Annotated in this window: 22 protein-coding genes; 8 read left to right on the top strand and 14 right to left on the bottom strand. The window is 43.3% G+C overall.

All coding sequences use genetic code 11. The features are described 5' to 3' along the window. Positions 1–36 precede the first annotated feature (36 nt). Positions 37–1176, top strand: a complete 1140-nt coding sequence (gene queG, locus I2C87_RS00375; RefSeq protein ID WP_195323641.1) for a tRNA epoxyqueuosine(34) reductase QueG — start codon at positions 37–39, stop codon at positions 1174–1176. A gap of 212 nt (positions 1177–1388) precedes the next feature. Here the strand turns inward: queG and I2C87_RS00370 are convergent, their stop codons facing one another. From I2C87_RS00370 to I2C87_RS00355, 4 genes are all read right to left on the bottom strand, one after another. Next, positions 1389–1904 carry a phosphatase PAP2 family protein gene (locus I2C87_RS00370; RefSeq protein ID WP_195323640.1) on the bottom strand — a complete coding sequence of 172 codons (516 nt, stop codon included), beginning with the start codon at positions 1902–1904 and terminating at the stop codon, positions 1389–1391. Between the two features lie 44 nt (positions 1905–1948). Beyond that, positions 1949–2359, bottom strand: coding sequence for a peptide deformylase (locus I2C87_RS00365; protein ID WP_117744632.1), 411 nt, complete (start codon positions 2357–2359; stop codon positions 1949–1951). A gap of 108 nt (positions 2360–2467) precedes the next feature. Then, complete coding sequence (gene scrK, locus I2C87_RS00360; protein ID WP_195323639.1) at positions 2468–3361, bottom strand: fructokinase ScrK; 894 nt, start codon at positions 3359–3361, stop codon at positions 2468–2470. A gap of 199 nt (positions 3362–3560) precedes the next feature. After that, positions 3561–5480, bottom strand: coding sequence for a sucrose-specific PTS transporter subunit IIBC (locus I2C87_RS00355; protein ID WP_195323638.1), 1920 nt, complete (start codon positions 5478–5480; stop codon positions 3561–3563). Positions 5481–5860: 380 nt separating this feature from the next. Between I2C87_RS00355 and I2C87_RS00350 the strand changes: the two genes are divergently transcribed. Together I2C87_RS00350 and I2C87_RS00345 are read left to right on the top strand one after the other, a co-directional pair. After that, complete coding sequence (locus I2C87_RS00350) at positions 5861–7315, top strand: sucrose-6-phosphate hydrolase (protein WP_195323637.1); 1455 nt, start codon at positions 5861–5863, stop codon at positions 7313–7315. Next, entirely contained in the window at positions 7296–8261 is a 966-nt protein-coding gene (locus tag I2C87_RS00345; RefSeq protein WP_023024250.1) for a LacI family DNA-binding transcriptional regulator, read from the top strand. The genes I2C87_RS00350 and I2C87_RS00345 overlap by 20 nt, the downstream gene beginning before the upstream one ends. Positions 8262–8314: 53 nt before the next feature. Here the strand turns inward: I2C87_RS00345 and nusB are convergent, their stop codons facing one another. The 5 genes from nusB to uvrA form a co-directional block, all read right to left on the bottom strand. Then, entirely contained in the window at positions 8315–8743 is a 429-nt protein-coding gene (gene nusB, locus I2C87_RS00340; protein WP_023024252.1) for a transcription antitermination factor NusB, read from the bottom strand. After that, positions 8736–9125 (bottom strand): Asp23/Gls24 family envelope stress response protein, encoded by a 390-nt coding sequence (locus I2C87_RS00335; RefSeq protein ID WP_006595687.1) that lies wholly within the window; start codon positions 9123–9125, stop codon positions 8736–8738. The genes nusB and I2C87_RS00335 overlap by 8 nt, the downstream gene beginning before the upstream one ends. 36 nt (positions 9126–9161) lie before the next feature. Next, the gene (gene efp, locus I2C87_RS00330; RefSeq protein ID WP_023024254.1) at positions 9162–9722 is read right to left on the bottom strand and encodes an elongation factor P; all 561 of its coding nucleotides are present in this window, start codon (positions 9720–9722) and stop codon (positions 9162–9164) included. An 85-nt stretch (positions 9723–9807) separates the two neighbouring features. Beyond that, positions 9808–10875, bottom strand: coding sequence for a M24 family metallopeptidase (locus I2C87_RS00325; RefSeq protein WP_048716421.1), 1068 nt, complete (start codon positions 10873–10875; stop codon positions 9808–9810). After that, positions 10872–13697, bottom strand: a complete 2826-nt coding sequence (gene uvrA / locus I2C87_RS00320) for an excinuclease ABC subunit UvrA (protein ID WP_195323636.1) — start codon at positions 13695–13697, stop codon at positions 10872–10874. The genes I2C87_RS00325 and uvrA overlap by 4 nt, the downstream gene beginning before the upstream one ends. Before the next feature lie 121 nt (positions 13698–13818). On the opposite strand from uvrA, the gene I2C87_RS00315 reads away from it, so the two are divergent. Together I2C87_RS00315 and I2C87_RS00310 are read left to right on the top strand one after the other, a co-directional pair. Further along, positions 13819–14763, top strand: coding sequence for a magnesium transporter CorA family protein (locus I2C87_RS00315; RefSeq protein ID WP_006597173.1), 945 nt, complete (start codon positions 13819–13821; stop codon positions 14761–14763). 28 nt (positions 14764–14791) lie between these two features. Continuing rightward, positions 14792–15466 (top strand): DUF1129 family protein, encoded by a 675-nt coding sequence (locus I2C87_RS00310; RefSeq protein ID WP_129270089.1) that lies wholly within the window; start codon positions 14792–14794, stop codon positions 15464–15466. A 34-nt stretch (positions 15467–15500) separates the two neighbouring features. On the opposite strand, the gene I2C87_RS00305 is transcribed toward I2C87_RS00310, so the two are convergent. From I2C87_RS00305 to rpsF, 4 genes are all read right to left on the bottom strand, one after another. Beyond that, entirely contained in the window at positions 15501–16022 is a 522-nt protein-coding gene (locus I2C87_RS00305) for a GNAT family N-acetyltransferase (protein ID WP_129270087.1), read from the bottom strand. Between the two features lie 234 nt (positions 16023–16256). After that, positions 16257–16496, bottom strand: coding sequence for a 30S ribosomal protein S18 (gene rpsR / locus I2C87_RS00300; RefSeq protein WP_000068664.1), 240 nt, complete (start codon positions 16494–16496; stop codon positions 16257–16259). A gap of 41 nt (positions 16497–16537) precedes the next feature. Then, positions 16538–17032 carry a single-stranded DNA-binding protein gene (locus tag I2C87_RS00295; RefSeq protein WP_129270085.1) on the bottom strand — a complete coding sequence of 165 codons (495 nt, stop codon included), beginning with the start codon at positions 17030–17032 and terminating at the stop codon, positions 16538–16540. 26 nt (positions 17033–17058) lie between these two features. Continuing rightward, entirely contained in the window at positions 17059–17349 is a 291-nt protein-coding gene (rpsF, locus tag I2C87_RS00290; RefSeq protein ID WP_006595679.1) for a 30S ribosomal protein S6, read from the bottom strand. A gap of 277 nt (positions 17350–17626) precedes the next feature. On the opposite strand from rpsF, the gene I2C87_RS00285 reads away from it, so the two are divergent. Genes I2C87_RS00285 through I2C87_RS00275 form a run of 3 tightly spaced genes read left to right on the top strand, consistent with a single transcriptional unit; the run spans position 17627 to position 19956 of the window. Next, positions 17627–18679 (top strand): bifunctional glycosyltransferase family 2/GtrA family protein, encoded by a 1053-nt coding sequence (locus I2C87_RS00285; protein ID WP_195323635.1) that lies wholly within the window; start codon positions 17627–17629, stop codon positions 18677–18679. Continuing rightward, complete coding sequence (locus tag I2C87_RS00280) at positions 18666–19568, top strand: phosphodiester glycosidase family protein (protein ID WP_195323634.1); 903 nt, start codon at positions 18666–18668, stop codon at positions 19566–19568. Before I2C87_RS00285 ends, I2C87_RS00280 begins: the two co-directional genes overlap by 14 nt. Continuing rightward, positions 19549–19956: a hypothetical protein gene (locus I2C87_RS00275; protein WP_048716595.1), complete on the top strand. Its 408-nt coding sequence runs from the start codon at positions 19549–19551 to the stop codon at positions 19954–19956. The genes I2C87_RS00280 and I2C87_RS00275 overlap by 20 nt, the downstream gene beginning before the upstream one ends. Positions 19957–20023: 67 nt before the next feature. Here the strand turns inward: I2C87_RS00275 and I2C87_RS00270 are convergent, their stop codons facing one another. Next, complete coding sequence (locus tag I2C87_RS00270; protein WP_195323633.1) at positions 20024–24499, bottom strand: SGO_0316/SGO_0317 family LPXTG-anchored serine peptidase; 4476 nt, start codon at positions 24497–24499, stop codon at positions 20024–20026. Positions 24500–24561: the final 62 nt, after the last annotated feature.

Here is a 24561-nt window from a genome sequence, read left to right as displayed (position 1 = left end):
TTCGCATTTTTACCGGCTTTTCGCTATAATAGGTATATGAATCTCAAAGAATCCATTATCGAGTTGGCTCACTCCATCGGTATTTCAAAAATCGGTTTTACCACTGCAGATGATTTTTCCTATTTAGAAAAATCTCTCCGCCTAGCTGTAGAGGAAGGCCGAAATTCAGGGTTTGAGCACAAAAATATCGAAGAACGAATCCAGCCGCGCTTAAGTTTAGCTTCTGCTAAAACGATTATTTCCATTGCCGTTGCATATCCTCACAAGTTAAAACAACAACCTCAGAAGACAGCCTATAAACGCGGAAAATTCACTCCCAACAGTTGGGGCATAGACTATCACTATGTCCTACAGGATAAGTTGGACCGCCTGGCTAAAGGGATTGAAGAATTGACGGCTAACTTCGAATACAAGGGCATGGTAGATACCGGAGCCTTGGTGGATACTGCCGTTGCTCAACGGGCTGGCATTGGATTTATCGGCAAGAATGGCCTCGTCATCTCAAAAGAATATGGTTCTTATATGTTTTTAGGGGAGCTTATCACTAACCTAGAAATTGAACCCGACCAAGCAGTCGACTATGGTTGTGGAGATTGTAACCGCTGTGTAGAAGCCTGCCCGACATCTTGCTTAATTGGAGATGGCACCATGAATGCCCGACGTTGTTTATCCTTTCAGACCCAAGACAAGGGGATGATGGATATGGAATTCCGTAAAAAGATTAAAACGGTCATTTACGGCTGTGATATCTGTCAAATCTGTTGCCCCTACAATCGTGGTCTGGATAACCCACTAGCCACTGACATTGATCCAGAACTCGCTCACCCAGAATTAATCCCCTTTATCGAGCTATCCAATGGACAATTCAAAGAAAAATTCGGAATGGTTGCTGGTAGTTGGCGGGGGAAAAATATCCTTCAGCGAAATGCCATTATTGCCTTGGCCAATGCGAACAACCGGTCTGCTATCCCTAAACTTCTAGAAATTATCGAAACCTCGCAAAACCAGATTCATATTGCAACAGCCATTTGGTCACTGGGAGAGCTGATTCGAGAAGTCACACCTGACTTGGTCGATTTATTAACTTCCCTCAAAAATCCAAGTCCTGCTATTATAGAAGAACGCGAACGGTTTTTCCAAAAATTCCATCAAGATGAAATAACGATACAAAAATAGAGAGTGGGACAGAAATCGGTCATTCGTTAGACTTCGATTTCGTCGTCCCACCTCCGCACAGTTGAGTAGGGCTGTAAAAGCTGATGAAATCAGCCTAGTAGAGCCCACTCAACCACTGCGTCTTGCTCGACAATCCAAAGATAATTGAGAGGCTAGGACTTTTGTCCCAGCCTCTTTTATCGTTCACTTCATCCTTCTTCCTGACCTTATTCTTAAAAAAGCCCTAAGAGATAAAACCAAAAGAACCCCCAAAGAATAGCAGATAAAAAACCGACCACAACATCACGGACAAAATGGAGTCCAGCCAGAACACGAACCCCCGCCAATAGAAGAGCCAAGGACAGACCAAGGACAGATAGAAGAGGGTTCACTCCCCAGGCTACTGTAGAAATGATCGCCGCAGAAAAGACGTGCCGACTTGGCATGGAACTTCCCTTCCCCTCTCGATTCAGTAACGGAGGGAAAGTCCCAAGCTCATAGGGACGCGGCCAATCCATTCGTTTTCGAATGACACTTAATACAATAAAACCAGTTGCTGGTACCAAAAGATAAGCAAGCACAATCCAAGTCTTGGTAGTCTTTAGATAGGCTGCCCAAAGAACATAGAAATAAAGGAGAGGCATCAACAAGGTGACAAGCCGATTGGTCCACTTTAATAAAGAAAGATAATAGGGATGGGTCACAAAAAATGGTCTAACCCGTTCATAGAACAAACATTCTTTTTTCATAAGGATTTTCTCTTCAATCAGTCATTTAACAAGCAACAGCTCAGCTAGATCAAAATCCCTTCCAGGTGATCGAGCTCATGCTGGCAAATCTGGGCCACAAAACCTTCTAAGCTTATGAGCTGAGGTTTCCAATTTGTATCACGGTAGGAAACTTGAATCTTTTCAAAGCGACTTGTCTTTCGACTTCCTGGCAAAGAAAGACAGCCTTCTTCTGTCTCATAAATCCCTTCTTTCTTAACTAGAACAGGATTAAAGAGAACCAAGGGCATCAAACCTAGTTGGATGATGATGACTCGCTTACGTACACCAATCATATTAGCAGCCATGCCAACACAGGCTTCCTGGTGAGCTCGTAGGGTATCTTGTAAATCTTGCGCCAAATACAAATCCTCTTTTGTCGCTTCTTCAGACACTTGACTCAAAAAGAAGGGATCCTTCATAATGGCTTTTTCCATCATTTCTCCTCTCTTGCTAAAAAAGAGAAGGTCATTCATCCATCTTCCCGACGAAGAACTCCCTCCCCCTAGCATTTTGATGCTTTATGTTATTTCAACCTTAACTTATTAGTCTTTTTTGCTGACTTGTTTTGCTAAGACAAAGTTACCCAAGGTCGCTGAACCATTTCCTGCTACTGCTGGTGTTACGATATAGTCACGAACATCTGGCACTGGTAAATAGCCGTTCAATAAGACGGTGAATTTTTCACGAACGCGATCCAACATGTGTTGTTGTGCCATCACTCCTCCACCAAATACAATCACATCTGGGCGGAAGGTTACAGTTGCATTGACAGCAGCTTGGGCAATATAGTAGGCTTGGATATCCCATACAGAGCTATTCAGTTCAATATTTTCCCCACGAATACCGGTACGAGCTTCCAAGCTTGGACCAGCCGCAAAACCTTCTAAACAGCCTCTGTGGAATGGACAAACTCCATTAAATTCTTTTTCAACATCCATTGGGTGTTTAGCAACATAGTAGTGCCCCATCTCAGGATGTCCCACTCCACCAATGAATTCACCACGCTGGATGACACCTGCACCAATCCCTGTACCAATTGTGTAGTAAACTAAGTTCTCAATACGACCACCCGCATTATTACGAGCCACGACCTCACCATAAGCTGAGCTATTCACATCAGTGGTGAAGTAAATCGGTACATTCAAGGATCGACGGAAAGCTCCCACCACATCTACATTTGCCCAATGTGGTTTGGGAGTTGTTGTAATAAAACCATAGGTCTTTGAATTCTTATCAATATCAATCGGTCCAAATGAACCAATGGCTAAACCAGCAAGACTTTCAAATTTAGAGAAAAACTCAATACATTTATCAAGGGTTTCAATTGGGGTTGTTGTCGGAAACTGTGTCTTTTCAATGACGTTATTATTTTCGTCACCTACAGCACAAACAAACTTTGTTCCACCAGCTTCAAGACTTCCATATAATTTAGTCATATCAAACCTCTTTTTCAATTCTCTTTTTTTCTATTATATCACAAAGGGAAACGGTTCACTTCTATTCCTTATAGAAAAAACTACTCTTATTTATGTTTAAACATTAGGTGAGCGGCTTTTTTATTCCAAGCCTCACCTCCAAACAAAATTCAAGGACTGGAGGAAGCCCTAACCAGTCCTTGAGTAATCCTATTTTAGATTATGCTTTTACTTCAATAATCGCATCGCCTTTAGCAACTGCACCAGTAGCTACTGGAGTTACTGAAGCATAATCAGCTGTGTTTGTGACGATGACCATTGTTGTATCATCAAGACCAGCTGCTGCAATTTTAGCAGAATCAAATGTTCCAAGAACATCGCCAGCTTTGACCTTGTCACCTTGAGCAACTTTCTGATCAAATCCTTCCCCGTTCATTGAAACTGTATCAATCCCAACGTGGATCAAAACTTCAGCACCATTGGCTGTTTTCAAGCCAAAAGCATGTCCAGTTGCAAAAGCAATGGTTACTTCAGCATCCGCCGGAGCATATACAACACCTTCAGTTGGTTTGATGGCAATCCCTTGTCCCATAGCACCACTTGAGAATACAGGGTCATTTACGTTTTCTAAAGCAACCGCTTGACCAACGATTGGAGAGATGATGGTTTCATCTTGAAGAGATGCTGGAACAGTTCCAGTTGTTTCTTCTTCAATAATTGCACCAGCTTCTTCGTCTTCTGCAGGAACTGATGAAGCTTCATCTTCGTAACCGAACATATATGTCAAACCAAAACTTAGTGCAGTTGTAAATACAACCATAAATACATATTTCAATAATTGACCGTTTAGATAGAGAAGTGTTCCTGGAATAATTGTAATACCAAATCCTGTACCAGCAAGGTTTAACATAGATGCAATCCAACCACCTACAGCACCTGCTCCCAAAGCAATAACGAATGGTTTCACATAACGCAAGTTCACACCAAAGATTGCAGGCTCAGTAATACCTAATAAGGCAGAAATAGTTGCAGGAAATGCTAAAGCTTTCACTTTTTGAGATTTTGATTTCACTGCCACCGCTAAAGTCGCACCAGCTTGTGCAGTCATAGCAGCTGTAATAATTGCATTAAATGGATCTTTTTTATCCGAAGTAATTAATTGCGATTCAAGAAGGTTAAAAATATGATGGACACCAGTAACGACAATCAACTGATGAACCCCACCGATAAGAAGACCTGCAAGGCCGAATGGTAAATTTAAAATAAACTTAGTTGCATTCAGTACATGTTCCTCGATGCTGTGGAAGAATGGTCCAATAATAAACAAAGCGAGGAATGACATGATTGTTAATGTAAATAATGGAACCAATAACAAATCTAAGACATCTGGAATTTTCTTATGGAGCCATTTTTCAAGTTTTGCACCAATTAGACCAACGAAGAAAGCGGGAAGAACTGAGTTCTGGAATCCAACTACATGATGGAAGATACCAAAGAATGTTGCTGCTTTAGAAGGATCTTCCGCTACAACCCACGCATTAGGAAGTGTCGGACTAACCATCATCAAACCAATTACAATTCCAAGAACAGGATTTCCTCCAAACACTCGGAACGCAGACCATGAAATCAAGGCTGGGAAGAAAGCAAACGCAGTATCTGTCAAAATTGTTGAATAGGTATAGAAATCTGTAGATTTAAATGCGTCTGCTGTAGTACCAAACAAAGCCAGCACTTGATCTTGAGCAATAGCACCACGAATTCCCATAAACAAACCAGTTGCAACGATTGCTGGCAAAATTGGGACAAAAACATCTCCGAAGGTACGGATTGCGCGTTGGAACCAATTTCCTTGTTTCGCTGCTTCAGCTTTCATTTCATCTTTTGAAGAAGTTGGCAAGCCTAGAGCTACTACTTCATCGTAGATCTTATTTACAGTACCAGTACCAAAGATGATTTGGTATTGACCTGAGTTAAAGAAAGCTCCCTGTACTTTTTCAATGTTCTCAACAACATCTTTGTTGATTTTTGATTCATCTTTAACCATCACGCGAAGACGAGTCGCACAGTGAGCAACACTGCTAACGTTCTCAACTCCACCGATTGCATCGATGACTTTTTTTGCAATTTCTGTATTTGACATTTGCAAAAATCTCCTTATTTTTTATTGTTTTGAAAACGGTTAAACCATCTCTACGCTCTTAATTGTACCACGTATTAAGAATATGTCAACCGTTTTGCAGAATGTTTTTGGTGTTTATTTGCGATTTTTGATTGTTTGAAAGATGGATTTCTTATTTTCATTCACTAAAAAGCCCGTATGCTCTATATAAAAACCTCTATCTTGTTTTTGAATTTTCAAAAACTTTCATACTTTCATTTATTTTCATAAACCGAAACTAGGCTTGACTTCGATATTTTATGATAAACGTTTGACATTTTTTCTCAATTATTTGGCCAAATTCTTGCTTTTTTTTTTAGAAATCGGTACTATGGAAGTAAGAAAAATTTTGGAGGAGTCAAATGGAATGGACAACCGAACTTCGGTACAAACGGTATGAAGACTGGACCGAAGAAGAAAAGAAACAAATTAAAGAAAATATGGCCAAATCCCCTTGGCATACTCACTACCATGTTGAACCAACATCTGGTCTCTTAAATGATCCAAATGGTTTCTCTTATTTTGACGGCAAATGGATCCTCTTTTACCAAAACTTTCCGTTTGGAGCCGCACATGGATTGAAGTCTTGGGTACAACTCGAAAGTGACGATTTAGTCCATTTTAACGAAACCGGAGTGAAGGTCTTTCCAGACACACCTTTAGATAGCCATGGAGCCTATTCTGGTTCTGCTATGCAGTTTGATGACAAACTATTCTTATTCTATACTGGAAATGTTCGCGATGCAGAATGGATCCGTCATCCCTACCAAGTCGGCGCTTTGATGGACAAAGAAGGAAAGATTGAAAAAATTAACAAAATCTTGATTGATCAACCTGCTGATTCTACTGATCACTTCCGCGACCCACAAATTTTTAATTTCAAAGGCCAATACTATGCCATTGTCGGTGGTCAAGATCTTGAGAAAAAAGGATTCGTTCGTCTTTACAAAGCAGTGAATAACGATTATACCAACTGGGTTGAAGTAGGAGATCTTGATTTCAACAATGATCGTACAGCTTATATGATGGAATGTCCTAACTTGGTCTTCGTCGGCGAGCAACCTATCCTTCTTTATTGCCCTCAAGGTTTGGACAAAGCGGTCCTCGATTACGACAATATCTACCCAAATATGTATAAGATTGGGGCTTCTTTTGATCCTGAACAGGCTCGTTTAGTTGATGTATCTGAATTGCAAAACTTAGACTATGGCTTCGAAGCCTATGCAACTCAAGGCTTCAATGCTCCTGATGGAAGAGCCTTAACTGTTAGCTGGTTAGGTCTACCAGATGTCGCTTATCCATCTGATCGTTATGACCACCAAGGAGCTTTCTCTTTGGTCAAAGAGCTAAGTATTAAGGACGGTAAACTTTATCAATATCCAGTTGAAGCTATAAAAGAGCTCCGCTCCTCTTCATCCGAGTTTCGTAACAAAGAGGTTACCAACAATTGTTACGAGTTAGAATTAGCCTTTGAAGCGAATAGCAAAAGTGAGATTGTTCTCCTAGCAGATAAAGAAGGAAAAGGTCTTTCTATTACTTTCGATATTGCAAATGGTCAAGTCATTGTCGATCGTAGTCAAGCTGGTGAACAATATGCCCAAGAGTTTGGGACTACTCGTACTTGCCCGATCGAAAACCAAGCTACAACTGCTACTATTTTCATCGATCATTCTATTTTTGAAATTTTTATCAACAAAGGAGAAAAAGTATTCTCTGGTCGCGTCTTCCCGCATGCTAATCAAACTGGTATTTTGATTAAATCTGGAACACCTACTGGAACATACTACGAACTAGACTATGGTCGCAAAGCTCACTGATGTCGCCAAATTAGCTGGCGTCAGCCCTACGACAGTTTCACGAGTCATCAATAAAAAGGGCTATTTATCTGAAAAAACTATCTCAAAAGTCAAAGAGGCCATGAGGGAGTTGGGCTACAAGCCTAATACAATCGCTCGGAGCCTACAAGGAAAATCAGCCAAATTAATCGGCTTAATCTTCCCAAAAATCAGTCATGTCTTCTATGCAGAATTAATCGATAAATTGGAAGAAGAACTGTTCAAACATGGGTATAAAACCATTATTTGTAATAGCGAGCATGATTCTGAAAAAGAACGTGAATACATTGAAATGCTAGAAGCCAATCAAGTAGATGGTATTATTTCTGGTAGTCATAATCTGGGAATTGAAGATTATAACCGAGTTACAGCTCCTATCATCGCTTTTGACCGAAACCTATCACCTGAGATCCCTGTCGTCTCCTCAGATAACTACGCCGGTGGCGTCCTTGCTGCGGAAACCCTTGCCAAGACAGGTGCAAAGAAGATTATCATGATTACGGGGAATGATAACTCCAATTCCCCAACAGGTCTTCGCCATGCAGGGTTTGCTTCGGTACTGCCAGGAGCACAAATCATTAATGTTTCTAGTGATTATTCCCCCATTCGCAAAGAAATGGAAATCAAGTCTATCTTGACCCAGCAAAAACCTGATGCTATCTTTGCATCTGACGATCTAACGGCGATTTTGGTGATGAAAATTGCTGATGAACTCGGCATTTCAATTCCAGAAGACCTCAAAGTCATTGGCTACGACGGGACCTACTTTATTGAAAAATTTTTCCCCCGTCTAACCACCATCAAGCAACCTTTACAAGAGATTGCTCACCTGACGGTCGATCTTCTTCTACAGAAAATCGAAGGGAAAGAGGTAAAGACTACAGGCTATTTTCTCCCTGTTAGTGTTTTACCCGGCAAAAGTGTGTAAATGAGTAAGAAATTAATCACAAAAAAGAAGCCACCTTTTAGGTAGCTTCTTTTTTATTCTGCTTCCGTCACAAATTGGCTTAAGACACCATTCACAAACCGAGCAGATTTCTCATCTGAAAAAGTTTTTGCTAATTCAATTGCTTCATTCACCGCAACCAATTGAGGTGTATCAAAGGAAGTCATTTCAAACACACCCAAGCGAAGAATGTTTTTCTCCACTAGAGTCAAGCGTTCTACGGTCCAGCCAGTTTTCAAGTGTTGGGCAATCTGTTGATCCAATTCATCCTTTGATTGACGAACACCCGATACCAAATTGAGGAGAAAAGCTGGAATTTCCACTTCCTGGTCTGTTTCCTCTTTGTCATGAGTAAAAGCAAATCGACACGCTTCTACAACATCCCCTTCATACTCTAAACTCATCAGAGCTTGAAAGGCACGCTCCCGTAGATCACGACGTGATTCAAATAAAATATCAGTCATTGAGGAAATCCTCATTAAACAAATCTTTCAAATCAGGTTTCGCTGCTTTTTCAGTCACGATTCCAACTACATGGATGTTGACATCATCCAATGTGACATCCGCCATATTGTAGACAGCTGTTTTTACTGCTTTTTGGATTGCAACCGCTACTTTAGGGACTGCCACACCATACTCTAGATAGAGGTAAATATCAACAGAGATTTGACCATCTTCTTGTGTACGAAGGTAAACCCCACGACCAAGAGCACGTTTTGAAAGGCTATCCGATACACTCTTGTTTTCAAGAGAATGAACACCATCTACTTTTGCAGTCGCAATCGCAATAATTTTTTCTAGCACACGAGGTGCAATGACGATTTCGCCGTATTGTTCAGTTGCCATAGAAGTTCCTTTCTATCAGACCTATTTTAGAGCTGATTAGGCACGAGAAACGTAAGTTCCTTCAGCTGTATTGATAATCAATTTTTGTCCTGCTTCGATGAAGTCTGGAACGTTAACCACAAGACCTGTTTCCATTGTAGCTGGTTTACCAGAACCTGTAACTGTAGCACCTTTAATAGATGGTTGAGTTTCAGCAACTGTCAATTCAACAGTTGTAGGAACAGTCACCCCAATCACTTCGTTTCCATAGAATTGGATTTTCACTTCTGAGTTTTCAAGGATGTAAAGCAATTCGTTCTCAACATTGGCAACAGGAATTTCATATTGGTCGTATGTTTCAGTATTCATGAAGTAAGCTGTATCATCCATTTTATACAAATATTGAGCTGGTACTGTTTCAATAATAGCTTGCTCAAATTTTTCTTCTGGACGGTAGCTTGTATCAAAAGTTGAACCAGTACGTACATCACGCAATTTCATACGCATGATGGTGTTTCCTTTACCTGGTTTGTGGTGGCTAGCTTCCAAAACGCGGATCAATTTTCCATCAGCTGTTTCAAAGGTCATACCAGCTTTCAACTTACTTGCTTCAATCATGTTTTCATACCTCTTTTTAAAAATATATTACTCTTTATTTTATCACAAATGCTCAGATTTCTCAAATCTGTCTCTGCAAATTTCCTTAGATCACAATCAATTCTTTCGGTGCCAAGGTCAAGACTTCACAGCCAGTTTCCGTAATCAGGAGATCATCTTCAATCCGGACACCAGATAAGCCTTCAATGTAGATCCCTGGCTCATCTGTCAAAACCATCCCCGCCTTGATAACTTCTTTTGAAGTTTGACTGAAATAAGGCTCTTCATGGATGTCCAAGCCAATTCCATGGCCAATTCCATGAGTAAAGTACTGACCGTATCCTGCAGCCTCAATAATATCCCGAGGAATTTTATCAAAATCACGGAAACCGAGTCCAGCCTTGGCTTCAGAAATGAGAGCTTGGTTGGCTTTCAAGACCGTTTCGTAAATTTCTCTTTCCTTGTCGCTGACATGACCTGCATAAATGGTCCGGGTCATATCACTGACGTAATGGTTGTAGAGACAGCCAAAGTCCAAGGTCAAGGCATCCCCAGCAGAGATGATGCGATCACTTGGAGTCGCATGGGGCATAGCAGAGCGCTCTCCCGCAGCGGAGATGATATCAAAGGATACACCTGACGCTCCCAATTCCCGCATTCTGAAATCCAGGAAAGTTGCCGCTTCTAACTCTGTTGTTCGACCAACCTTGATAAACTCCAGCACATCTAGGAAGGCTTGATCTGAAATACTGCAGGCCTTGCGGATGGTTGCCACTTCTGTCTCATCCTTAATCAAACGAAACTCCATCACAAAATCAGACAAGGCTCTTAGAGAGACTCCTGAGAAAACTGTCGCCAGACGAGTATGATAGGCAACTGTGATCTCATCCTCAAAGCCAAGTTCTTGGATCGCTGCGTCTTTGACAATTTTTGCCGCTTCTTCCAATTCATTGCGGGTTTCAACAATCTCAACAAAGGGGAAACAAGTCGCATGGGCATGAATGGTATAGCGCGAATCGGTGAAGAGGACCACGCGCTCTTCTGTCACCAAAACAGTCCCATTTGATCCCCAGAAACCTGTCAAATAGTAGACATTTTTCAAGTTGTTAATGAGGACAGCTTTTAAATCCTGTGCCTTCATTTTAGTTCGTAGATTTGTAATTCGTTGGTTCATTGTAATTTCCCTTTCAAATACTGTCCTGTAAAGCTAGCTGGGTTGCTGGCTACTTCTTCTGGTGTTCCTGTCGCAATAATGGTACCACCACCGACACCACCTTCTGGTCCTAAGTCGATGATATGGTCCGCTGTCTTAATGACATCTAAGTTGTGCTCAATAACCAAAACGGTATTGCCATCGTCCACAAAGCGTTCCAAAACCTTGAGCAAACGAGAGATATCCTCTGTATGAAGTCCTGTTGTCGGCTCATCCAAGATATAGAAGGACTTGCCAGTTGAGCGCTTATGAAGCTCTGAAGCCAACTTCATCCGCTGGGCTTCTCCACCAGAAAGCGTCGTTGCCGGCTGTCCCAGGGTCACATAGCCCAAGCCGACATCCTTGATGGTTTGTAATTTGCGATTAATCTTTGGAATATGTTTAAAGAAATCCACCGCATCATTGACGGTCATGTCCAAAATCTGGGAGATATTTTTTTCTTTATAGTGAACTTCTAGGGTTTCACTATTGTAGCGTCGTCCATGACAGACTTCACACGGTACATAGACATCCGGTAGGAAATGCATCTCAATCTTGATAATCCCATCTCCCGAACAGGCCTCACACCGGCCTCCTTTGACGTTGAAACTAAAGCGGCCTTTTTTATAGCCTCTAATCTTGGCTTCATTGGTTTGGGCAAAGAGGTCACGAATGTCGTCAAATACACCTGTATAGGTAGCCGGATTGGAGCGTGGAGTGCGGCCAATCGGACTTTGGTCGATATCAATCAGTCGATCAATGTGCTCGACACCTGAAATGGTTTTGTATTTCCCGGGTTTCTCTGAATTGCGGTTCAACTTTTGCGCCAGCGTTTTTTTCAAAATACTGTTGACTAAGGTTGACTTCCCTGATCCAGAAACGCCAGTAACAGCAATGAACTTGCCCAGCGGGAAGCGTGCGGTCACCTCTTTTAAGTTATTTTCAGCAGCCCCTGTCAATTCGATAAAGCGACCGTTGCCCACCCGTCGTTCCGTTGGTACAGGGATAGCCCGTTTTCCAGAGAGGTACTGACCAGTGATGGATTTGCTATTGCGGGCTACCTGCTTAGGCGTTCCAGCCGCAACAATCTCGCCTCCAAAGACACCGGCTCCTGGACCGACGTCGATCAGGTAATCAGCCTCTCTCATGGTATCCTCATCGTGTTCGACAACGATCAAGGTATTGCCCAAATCACGCATCTTCTTGAGGCTAGCAATCAAGCGATCATTGTCCCGTTGATGAAGACCGATCGAAGGCTCATCCAGGATATAGAGGACACCTGAGAGGTTGGATCCGATCTGGGTCGCCAAGCGAATCCGCTGACTCTCTCCCCCTGATAGAGTCCCGGCCGAGCGAGACAGGGTCAGATAGCTCAAGCCAACATTGTTCAGGAAGGTCAAACGATCCTTGACTTCTTTGAGAATCGGTCGCGCAATGGTCTCCTCATTCTTGGTTAATTTTAGATCAGCTACCAACTTAAGATGGTCCTCAATGGACAAGTCCGAGATCTGCCCGATATGTAGCCCCTTCTCTCCTCCTACTCGGACAGACAAGGCCTGGTCATTCAAGCGATAACCATGGCAGGTAGCACAAGTCAATTCATTCATGTAGGACAACATCTGATTGCGAGTAAAGTCGCTAGAGGTTTCGTGGTAGCGGCGATTGATGTTGGTAACGACCCCTTCAAAAGGAATGTCAATATCTCGAACCCCACCAAATTCATTCTCATAATGGAAATGGAATTCCTTGCCCTCAGAACCATAGAAAACCAAGTGCCGCTCTTCTGGAGACAAGTCTTCAAAGGGCTTGTCCATATCAATCCCAAACTGGATCATGGCCTGCTCCAACATCTGAGGATAGTAGTTAGAAGAAATCGGATTCCATGGTGCTAGTGCTCCTTCACGGAGAGTCTTGCTAGCATCTGGAACAACCAAATCCAAGTCCACCTCTAGCTTGATCCCTAGTCCATCACAATCTGGACAAGAGCCAAAGGGGGCATTAAATGAAAAGAGACGAGGTTCCAACTCAGGGACGGTAAAGCCACAAACCGGGCAAGCGTAGTGCTCTGAAAAGAGCAATTCATTTTCATCCATGGTATCGATGACCACGTAGCCATCTGCGATCCGAAGGGCCGCTTCGACAGAATCAAAGAGACGGGAACGAATGCCATCTTTGATGACAATCCGGTCTACGACAACCTCAATTGTGTGCTGTTGGCTTTTGGATAATTCTGGGACCTCTGTCACATCAAAAATCTCGCCATCCACCCGCACCCGGACATAGCCGTCTTTTTGCACCTTTTCGATGATATTCTTATGCTGGCCTTTTTTCTTACGAACAATGGGCGCTAAAATTTGCAGGCGTTGGCGCTCCGGCAATTCCAAAACTTGGTCAACGATCTGCTCGACCGAAGAAGCCGTAATCGCTCCATGCCCATTGATACAGTAAGGAGTCCCCACACGAGCATAGAGAAGACGTAAATAATCGTTGATTTCAGTAGTCGTTCCAACCGTTGACCGCGGATTTTTGCTGGTTGTTTTTTGGTCAATGGAGATGGCTGGACTTAAGCCATCAATCGAGTCCACATCGGGTTTTTCCATATTTCCTAAAAACTGACGAGCATAGGCTGACAGACTCTCTACATAACGTCTTTGTCCTTCCGCATAGAGAGTGTCAAAGGCTAAGCTCGATTTCCCAGAACCTGATAGACCAGTGACCACGACCAGCTTATCTCGAGGGATTTCAACATCAATATTTTTTAAATTATGAGCACGCGCTCCATGAATGACAATTTTATCGAGCATTTCTTCCACTTTTCATCAATTTATTTATCCTTCATTATATCAAATTTTTCAGCATTCTTTTATCCAAAAGCGTGCTTTTTCTGTTATAATGTTAAGGTGTAAAAAAACAAGGGGAGGCACCATGAAACAGGTCTTTTTATCGACAACGACTGAATTTAAAGAAATAGAGACACTGGAACCCGGTAGCTGGATCAACCTTGTCAATCCTTCCCAAAGTGAATCGATGGAAATCGCCTCTGCTTTTAATATTGATATTGCCGACTTACGGGCACCACTCGATGCGGAAGAAATGTCTCGTATGACCATTGAAGATGAGTATACCTTGATCATCGTAGACGTTCCCATCAAGGAAGAGCGTAACAATCAGACCTACTATGTCACCATCCCTTTGGGAATCATCCTAACAGAAGAGGCTATCATCACCACTTGCTTGGAAGAGTTGCCTCTCCTAGACACCTTTATCAATCGTCGCTTGCGGAATTTCTATACCTTCATGCGATCCCGCTTCATCTTTCAGATCCTTTATCGAAATGCCGAGCTCTACTTGACCGCACTTCGTACCCTGGATCGTAAGAGTGAACAGATTGAAAGTCAACTGCACAAGTCGACTCGAAACGAAGAACTGATTGAACTGATGGAGCTGGAAAAGACCATCGTCTACTTTAAGGCCTCTCTGAAAACTAATGAGCGCGTGATCAAGAAATTGACCAGTGCCACTAGTAACATCAAGAAATACCTGGAAGACGAGGATCTCTTGGAAGATACCTTGATTGAAACTCAACAGGCCATTGAGATGGCGGATATTTATGGAAACATTCTCCACTCTATGACCGATACCTTCGCATCGATCATCTCCAACAACCAGAACAATATCATGAAAACCTTGGCCATGGTGACCATTGTCATGTCCATCCCAACTATGATTTTCTCGGCCTATGGCATGAACTTTAAGAACAATGATCTCCCCCTCAACGGAGAACCTAATGCTTTCTGGCTCATTATCTTTATTGCCTTTGCCATGACCGGATCGCTCGTTGTCTACCTCATCCATAAAAAATGGTTCTAACACCTACTAATAACACTAAGGAGTATTTATGTCTCAATTTGATTTGACCCAATTAAGTAAAAAGAATCAAGAATTCGTTCGCATCGCTAAACACCAATTGATTGAAAACGGCAAAACAGAAGAAGAGGCTACTAGCCTGATTGAAGAAATTCTTCCAGCTATCTTTGAAAACCAACCAAAAGGAGTAACGGCGCGAACTCTCTTTGGAGCGCCAACTGTTTGGGCCAATGCTTTTAGTGATCAGGAACGCTACGAAAAAGAGCATCCAAAAGAGAATGATGCTCCTCATCTCATGATCACAGATTCTTTCCTTCTCGTCTTTGGTCTCTTTGCTGCCATTTCAGCCTTCATGAACCTTTTTGCACCTCAGGGAACCACTTATGGACTCCTCACTTTGACTCTTGGTAGCTTGGCTGGTGGGGTTGTGCTCTATTTGATGTATTACTACTTCTACCAATACTACGAAGTTTCTAAACGAGGAATGAAACGGCCTGCTTTAACCAAGTCACTTCCTATCCTAATGTTAGCCATGATTCTTTGGGTTGTGATTCTCATGGTCACTGCTTTGCTCCCACAATTCCTCAATCCGCGTGTACCAAACTGGTTCATGCTCTTACTCGGTGGTGGTGCTCTTCTCCTCCGCTACTATTTGAAGAAAAAATACAATATCAAGAGCGCCAATACAGCACCTCAACGACGCTAAAAAGAAACGGATGAAGTTTTCATCCGTTTTTGTTTTACTGTATTTCCCTGTTCAACCTTTTTGAAAAATAGAGGACTAAGTCATCATTGTTTTCACAAGAACTGTAAGGGGCCAAGGGCTGATCCCTAAACCAAACTCCAGATCCATCTGGGATATAGCCCCGTTTGACATACAGTCTTTGAGCTGGGCCATAACCCGAGTGTAAACCAACCCCTAAAGTAACAATCTCTGATAGTAGCCGGACTCTTTTTTCTGCCTCCTCTAAGAGTTGATTCCCAATCCCTCGATTTCTAAATGGTTCAAAAACATTAAAATCAGATAGTTCAGGATAGACTCCCACGAAAGGGCCGTGCTTGGCAGCAGGCAATATAGTGATATAGCCTGCCACAAATCCATCCGACTCAGCTACTAATACGTCCCTCTCTCTATTCTCCTGCTCTTGAAAATAGCTAGTCAAGATATCCTCTCTACCTGGCCACCTTTGGTGGATAAAGGCTTGAGAGATGTGCTCAATATCTGCCTTTATCATCCTCCTGATGATTACACCTTCCTTCATGTTGCGCTCCTTGATACCTTTCTCCCCATCATTATAGCATAATTAGAGCTTGGGAAAGGGCAAAGAGCTTCACACGGACCTAACTCACTATCACATTTCTATGCTCGCAAAAAAGACCCGTAAGGGTCTTACTCGCTCTCTTGTTTTCAAGCTCATGAAAAAGAGGTCCACTGGACCTCAACTCGCTCTTACATTTCCAGGCTCGTGAAAAAAAGACCCGTAAGGGTCTTTTCTTTAATCTTCGTTTACGAAAGGCATCAAAGCCATTACGCGAGCGCGTTTGATAGCTGTTGTTACTTTACGTTGGTTCTTCGCTGAAGTTCCAGTTACACGACGAGGAAGGATTTTCCCACGTTCTGAAACGAAACGGCTAAGAAGCTCAGTATCTTTGTAATCAACATATTCAATTTTGTTTGCTGCGATGTAATCAACTTTTTTACGGCGTTTGAATCCGCCACGACGTTGTTGAGCCATGTTTATTTCTCCTTTATAGTTTTAATTCGTTAAACCCATTCTTAGAATGGTAGATCGTCATCCGAGATGTCCATTGGATTAGCACCGAATGGATTGTCATCACGTCCAAAGTTTGGTGTTGCGTTCGATGGTTCAGATCCTCCAAAGCTTGGAGCTGCATTTCCTGCAAATCCTCCAGCTGAAGAATAACCTCCACCAGCTTGTCCTTCACGATTCGCGCGGCTTTCCAACAATTGGAAGCTGTCCGCTACGACTTCAGTGACATAAACACGTTGACCTTGCTGATTCTCATAATTACGAGTCTGGATACGACCTGTAATCCCAACTAAGGCACCCTTTTTAGCCCAATTTGCTAAATTTTCAGCTTGTTGACGCCAAATCACACAGTTGATAAAGTCCGCATCTCGTTCACCATTTTGGTTTTTAAAATTACGGTTAACCGCGAGTGAGAATGTCGCAACAGCCTGATTCTGAGGGGTATAACGAAGTTCAGCATCTCGAGTCATACGACCTACAAGTACAACATTGTTAATCATTAGTCACCTTCTTTATTCGTTAGGGCTTACGCGTCAACTTTTACGATCATGTGACGAAGAATGTCACCGTTGATTTTTGAAAGACGGTCGAACTCGTTAAGAGCTGCATCGTCGTTCGCTTCAACGTTTACGATGTGGTAAAGTCCTTCACGGAAATCTTGGATTTCGTATGCAAGACGACGTTTTTCCCAATCTTTTGATTCAACAACAGTTGCACCGTTGTCAGTCAAGATAGAGTCAAAGCGTGCTACCAAAGCGTTTTTAGCTTCTTCTTCAATGTTTGGACGAATAATATAAAGAATTTCGTATTTAGCCATTGATATGTTCCTCCTTTTGGTCTAATGACCCCAAGTCTTTGCAAGGGGTAAGTGAGGTTTGCTCACAAGAAACTATTATACCAGACTTTGGGATAGAAGGCAAGTAAAAATACCTTCTCTACATTCTTTTCGAAAAGTTTTATTTTTCTTCTATTATTTTCTCTCCTTTTTTACAACAAGGAAATCTCTCCCTTTCCTTAAAGAAAACTGATATCAGTTAGCTTTAAGAAAGGGCCGTTATACTACCTTCATCACAAACAAGAAACGAGGAACGGTTATGAATTATTTAGTCATCCCCGCTTATCAACCCGATCAAAAACTTCTCAAACTGGTAAAAAAACTGATAGAAAAATGTGACTTCTCCATTATCGTTGTGGACGATGGTAGTTCCGAGGACTGCCAAGCGATTTTTGAAAAATTAGACGGGCTAGCTACAGTCCTTCACCACGAAACCAACCTTGGAAAAGGAGGGGCTCTCAAAACAGCCTACACCTACATTCAAGAACAAGGGCAATATGGAACAGTCATCACAGCTGATGCTGATGGTCAACATAAGGTTTGGGATATCTTCCGCGTAGCCAATCAATCGCAAGAAAATCCGAACCAATTGGTTCTAGGGGCACGCGCCTTTTCAGGCAAGGTTCCTTTGCGTTCTGCTTTCGGAAATAAATTGACCCGCTTCTTGTTCAAGCAACAAACAGGGGTCGCTGTGACAGATACGCAGACTGGCCTTCGAGCCTTTACAACCAACATGATCCCCTTTATGTTAGATATCGAGGGACAACGGTATGAGTACGAAATGAATGTGCTTCTTGCAGCTAGCAAGGCCTTCCCCATCTTGGAAGTTCCGATTAAAACAGTTTATATCAATGACAATGAAGGGTCCCACTTCCGTCCTATTCGCGACGGTCTCATGATCTACAAGGACATGTTCAAGTTTGCCCTCTCTTCCCTGAGTAGCTTTATCGTGGATTACCTGGTCTATGCCTTCTTCCTTTTCGTGATGATGGCTGTGCCGATTAGTCTTCGGATCCTCCTTGCAAACGGGATCGCTCGTGTGACCAGCTCCATCTTTAACTACTCGACCAACAAACATCTAGTCTTTAAGAACAAAGACAGCGTGGCTCGAACCGGAAGTGGTTACTTGGGACTTGCGATTGGACTCTTTATTCTCGATACCCTCTTGATTCGACTCTTCTATACAAGCTTTGGTCTCCATTTGCTCCTCAGCAAAGTGATCGTCGGACTCTTGCTTTTCGTCGTCTCATGGTTGATTCAGAAAAAAATCATTTTCAAGGAAAGGACTGCACCTACTCATGAAATTCTTTAAAAAATCTTATACCTATGCTGCTTGTTTCGGCATCCTGCTAACAAGCTCCTTCAGCTATTCTATGCTCAAGACCTTTGTCTTATCGGATGCTATCCAAACAGTCAAAGCTACGACCACTGATACCAAGTCGGCTGAGGAGGCAGCAGCCTCTGCTACTACAACAGATACCAGTTACTCCGATAACAATATCCAGGTAAGCCTGACAGAAACAACAGTTGAAAACACCCAAGTTTACATTGCAGATATTACGGTTAGCTCTTCTGACTATCTAAAAACTGCTTTTGCGCAAAATACCTATGGGACCAATGTGACGGCTAAAACTTCCGTCACTGCAGCTGAGAACAATGCTATTCTAGCCGTCAATGGAGACTACTATGGAGCTAATAGCACCGGCTATGTCATCCGAAATGGAGTGGTCTACCGTGATACGGTTCGTGAAGACTCTAGCAATGGCGACCTGGCGATTTATAAAGATGGTTCCTTCAAGGTTATCTACGAAGATGAAATCTCTGCGGATCAGTTGGTCGAAGATGGCGTCGTCAATCTCCTTGCCTTCGGACCTTCCTTGGTTGAAGATGGAGAAATTACAGTCGATACGAACTCAGAGGTAGGACAATCCATGGCGTCTAATCCACGGACAGCGATTGGGATCATCGATGAAAACCACTACATTATCGTAGTGTCAGACGGACGGACTTCTGAGAGTGAAGGGCTTTCTCTCTACCAATTAGCGGAAGTGATGAAGTCTTATGGCGTTAAAACAGCCTACAACCTAGACGGGGGTGGATCTTCTACACTTTACTTCAATGGCCAAGTTATTAACAAACCAACAACAAATGGTACTATCTCAGAAAGGGCGGTGAGTGACATTGTCTACATCGGTTACTAATCCTATCAAACAACGGTTGAAAAAGACCATCCTCTGGTACAGTCTGATTTCAGCTTTCTTCTTCGTCGGTAGTCGCATCTACGAACACTTTAGTTTTGGCGAAACCTCTGCCTTCATGCACTACCTTTTCTTGATTCCTTTGATCGGCGGCATCCTGCTAGTGGCCCTGCAACTAGTGGTAAAAGGCCTTTCTCGACTCACTCTCAATCTTTGGAACTCAGCAGTTGCTACGGCAACTGCGGGGGCCCTCTACCGAGGTATTGTTAACCTCTCTGGTCGTTCAACAACTCTCGACCAACCCTACTATTATGTTGCAGGGATCTTCCTAGCCCTCGCCCTCATCAGCCTCTTCTTTATCCGCAGTGTTTGGATGGAGAAAACAGCTTAAAACATTCAAAACGTCCGTTTCTAAAATTAAACGGACGTTTTTTTGATTAACCTAATACATGAACGACTTAATCTTGCCGTTTTTTACTTGCTACAAAACCTGCCAAAGCTAGTGAGGTCATGCCAAAGAGGCTAAGGACTGTTGAAGCCAATTCATCTTGACCTGTTTTTGGAAGACCAGTTGCTGATGTAGCAGCTACTTCTGCTTGACCACCTGTATGATAGGTAACAGCGACTGGTTTGTTTGTTGCAACTTCTTTCGTTTCAGGTGTAGTTGGTTGAGCTGGGGTAACTGGGCCTTTGGATACCGCTGGTTGGACAGGCGTCACTGGAGTTTCCGGTATCTCTAGTGTCGGATTTTCTGGTTGAATCCATGGTTCCACAATCGCTCCACTATGCACCTCTGGGTTTGGCTTGATAACGTCTTTGACCAAAGAAAGAAGGTGGAAATTGATTTGATTGCTCACTTCATAAAGGAAATCATTTTCCGATGCACGATACCCCGCTGGGAGATCCACATGAACACGATAGGAGCCGTTCATCAACATGGTCTCAAAGCGTTTCAAATCATAGATACTTTGTGGGAGAAGGCGACTGATACCATCATTCCCCACCACTTTTACGACTGTTCCTGTCGGAACCGGCTGATTAAATCCAATAGTGAGTTTGTTTTCATCTAAATAATGGAAGGCAAAGGTCACTTTCGGATGTGGATTTTCGGCTGAAACCGTCACCTTCTTCACTAGCTCTGTTCCCCAATCATAATGGTAATCAGACAAGGTGATTTTCACTGTATAAGTGCCAAAAGGTAAGTCTGGGAAGGTGCCAGCATTGTAGGACGCATTGAACTCTCCTTCTACTACACGGCCTTGGTCATCCACTACCTGATAACGAACGACGGATGGATAATACGAAATGACTTCTCCACTGCTATCTGTGAAGACCACCTCCAAGGTGCTCTTTTCAGCCTTTGGTTTTTCAGTCTCTGTCTCGCCTGGTTGTTCATCTGAACTGGCTTCATTCGTCGAAGTCGTTGCCTCTACTTTCTTTCCTTCGATGTCCATCTCAGTGGTATTGTAGACCTTATCCCAGATGGTATAGCGAACAGTAGAAGGGTCCACCCCTTCCGGAAGCAGATAGCTACCGTCCTCTTGGGGTTCCAAGGCCACGGTTTCCCCATTTTTGACGTAGGACAGATAAGTCCCTGCTAGTCCACTACCAGTTTCAATCACCTTACCTGGTCGGAAAATCCGTGTTGCTGGATTGTACTGAGCACTTCCAGACTCGATGCTTGGAGCCGTATTGTCAATCTTAACCTTGAAGTTAAGCTCTTGTTTCTTAGCCCCTGAAGCAGTTGGACGGTAGGTGATCACAAATTGGTATTCTCCATCTGGTAATTGCTTGCCGTCTTTGTCCAAACCTTCCCAAGAGATTTCATAAAACTCTTCGCTACGATTCCCAATCCGGTAACTCCAGTCTGTCTTACGGTGGACTTCATTTCCGACCTCGTAAATCGGGTTAGTACGAGCTGTGTCCTCCTTCTTGTAAACTGATAGGTGGACATTTTCAACATTGCGAAGCATGACGGCTTTGACCTTGATGCTATCAAAGCTGGAATCATTGTTTGGAGAGAAGTAAAGTTGGTCCCCATCAAAGCGATCCCCATCCTGGCCAAGAGTTTTGGCTACGGATTCTCCATTTTCATAGACATAACTGATCAAAGATGTAAAGTGATTGTCTGGATGACGCTCTGGCGTTTCTGGGACCTTTTCATCTGGATAATCCGTCTTGTCCTTGTAGTAATAAAACGGCTTGTCGCTACCTGTGTATTCGTAGATTGGCTTTTCAATGCCACGCAGATTTTGATAATCTCCATGGAAGCCAACATAAGGGAGGCTGACCAGATGTTTTTGGTTGCTGGCATCTTTGACCAGTACAAACCCTTCTAAGAAATAACCATTTGGCATTTGCTTGCTGAGCTCTTCCTTGTACTTGCTCGCATCAACCGTTACATGGATGGTCCGCTGACCATTGGCTGGAACAGTAATGGTTTCCTTGCCATCTATGGTTTCTAATAGCCGAGGATGGAGGGTGAATTTGCCATCTTGAACTTGATCTGTCTGAAGGGTCGTTTCATAACGAAGAGACTTCTCTTGATTGGAAAGATTGTGGATGGTCACGTCAAACTCAAAAGTATCTGTGACATTACCTAGTGTCAGACTACTTTTAGCATCTTTCGCCGTTACATAGAGATCACCTAGTGCTGCAGCTGTGACATCCATAACCCCTGCTCCTTGCTGACGAACAGAGGAATAGGCATGCGTTTCCTCATCCACATGCGGAACAGCTGTACTCATGGTCATCTGTTTGACAAGAACTTGTAACTGTTCTGGACTGAGATGAGGGAAGCGCTCCTTCAAGGCTTGTTTCACCAGTGCAGTGGCACCCGCTGCGTGAGGAGAGGCCATACTGGTCCCCCTATCCATATAGTACTCTCCATTATTAACAGATGAGTAGATCATCCCTCCTGGAAGGGTGACATCCGGTTTGAGGTCGCCATCAGCTGACAGCCCCCAAGAGGAGAAGTCGGATAATTGATTGGCTGCGTCGTACGGCACCCGTTTGAATTTGTTGGCAATATGGAGCTGGTAGTCCTTGGCATGTTGTGCTAGGACACTTCCAGCATCGTGGCCAATAACCCCAACTGGGAATCGTTCCCCCAACCCTTCTAAGTCAAAGCTTACAGGATTATTGCCCTGCTCCTTAGTCTGGTAGAAGATCACCCCTGTAGCACCAGCTCTTTTGAGCTCTTTGACCTTATCCACATCCGAAACTTCGCCACCTCGCTCCGTAAGGACTAAGTGCCCATTGATACTATCAGCTTGGTAGTGGTCGATTCCTCCCTTTTCCACATGGAGATAACTTTGAGGGATGGTTGTCCGAAAGGCATCGCGTTCTACAAAGGAGTGCATCGGAATTTTACCATCAGGAAAGTCCACGGAACCTTTTAAGGCTTCTACGGTCAGGCTTGCTTCTGTCGACTCATGCTTAGTCAGACTATTAATAGACGCGACTGAGATGACATTTGGATTGACGGATGGGGTTCCTGTCATCCCATAATCCGGTGTGCTTGCAAGTGGTTTGCTGTGCCAGAAGCCATTGGTCGCCATATTGGTAGAGGCAACTGTAATGGTCACTCCAGCCTTTCTTGCGGCCTCAAAGGCCTGGCGCGTAATTTCTCCCACATCATAAATCGAGCCTGATGCGGTTCCCAAACTCATGTTGATGGAATCCGCCCCTAATTTGACGGCGTCTTCTACTGCTTTAGTGTAGATGAAATTTTGCACCTGCCCGCCCTTGGTGTCTGAGAAAACACGCAAAAACATAAGCTGGGCTTCGGGAGCGACACCTCGGATAATCTCACCATTTGGAGATGGTTGGGAGGCATTTCCCACAGCGGTTCCAGCTACGTGGGCACCGTGAGAGATTGGATCATCTTCTTTAACATTGTCATCCATATCACTATAGTTGTGAACGTAGACGACTTTATTGTTGTACCATTTACCGTAAGTGATGCCGGCCTTCTTCTTAGCCTCTTCAATTTCCGCTTCACTCTTGTACTTGGCCTTGCTGATATCTGTTAGACGGAAAATATCGTGGGCAGGGTCGACCCCCGAATCGATGACCGCTACAACCTGACCTTGACCCTTAATCCCCTTATCCCAGAGTGGCTGTAAATTGATCAGACTATTTTCTTCACTGACCTTGGTCCTAGTTGAAGTCGGTGATGCAGGAGCAGGCTGGTTTTCCTCCACTCTAGTCCGACCTAGTGGAGCATAATCTAGGGCATCTACACGCGCTAGTCCCCGAATCTTTTTAGCATCTCCATAAGTCGTCTCTAGAGCCAGTCCATTAAAGAGCAAATTAACGTCATACAATTTTTTGAACTGAATGGATTGCTTTTCGAGTTCTTTCAAAAATTGTTCATGATCTTGGTTGGTTTGTTCGATACGCGCTTCTTTTGAGACTGGTGATGATTCTCCAACCCCATCAGAAACTTTTTCTTTCAGACGAACTAGGACCTCAACTGGACTTGAATCCTCTAGAGTTTCTTTCGTTCCTTCCTTGGGAGTGTCCGTCGTAGCAAGCTCAGGATTAGCTGTTGGACTTGCCATAACAGAAGCTGACAAGGTCTTCTCTTCTTTTGGTTTCTCATTTGAAGAATCGCTAGTAGCAGAAGAGGTAATTTGTGGTTGCTTGGTTTGGTCCTTACCATCAGTCTCTGCCGGAACATGGACAGTAGAAGGCACTTCTTCTATCGGCCTAGTAGGGGTATCCTCCTTAGCAACCGTATTGGGCTCAATTCCCTTTTCATCTGTCGCTGTGCTATCAGGTACTACGGCTGATGACTCGACTGTGGATGGTGCTGGTGTTACAGTATCGGCCGAAACCACTGATCCCATCAAGACCATACTGATTAAAACGGAAGCAACTCCAACCGCATATTTACGAATGGAAAAACGTTGTTGTCGATGAAATTCCATAAAAACTCCTTTTTATATACCAGGTTCAGGTGGCTGTTACACCACCTGAACCCCACTCAATT

It is taken from the genome of Streptococcus sp. 1001283B150225_161107_H12 (genome assembly GCF_015552665.1).
In the GTDB taxonomy this organism is placed as follows: Bacteria; Bacillota; Bacilli; order Lactobacillales; family Streptococcaceae; genus Streptococcus.
The sequence above is the reverse complement of the archived record's forward strand: the minus strand, read 5'-3'. Positions and strand labels throughout refer to the sequence as shown.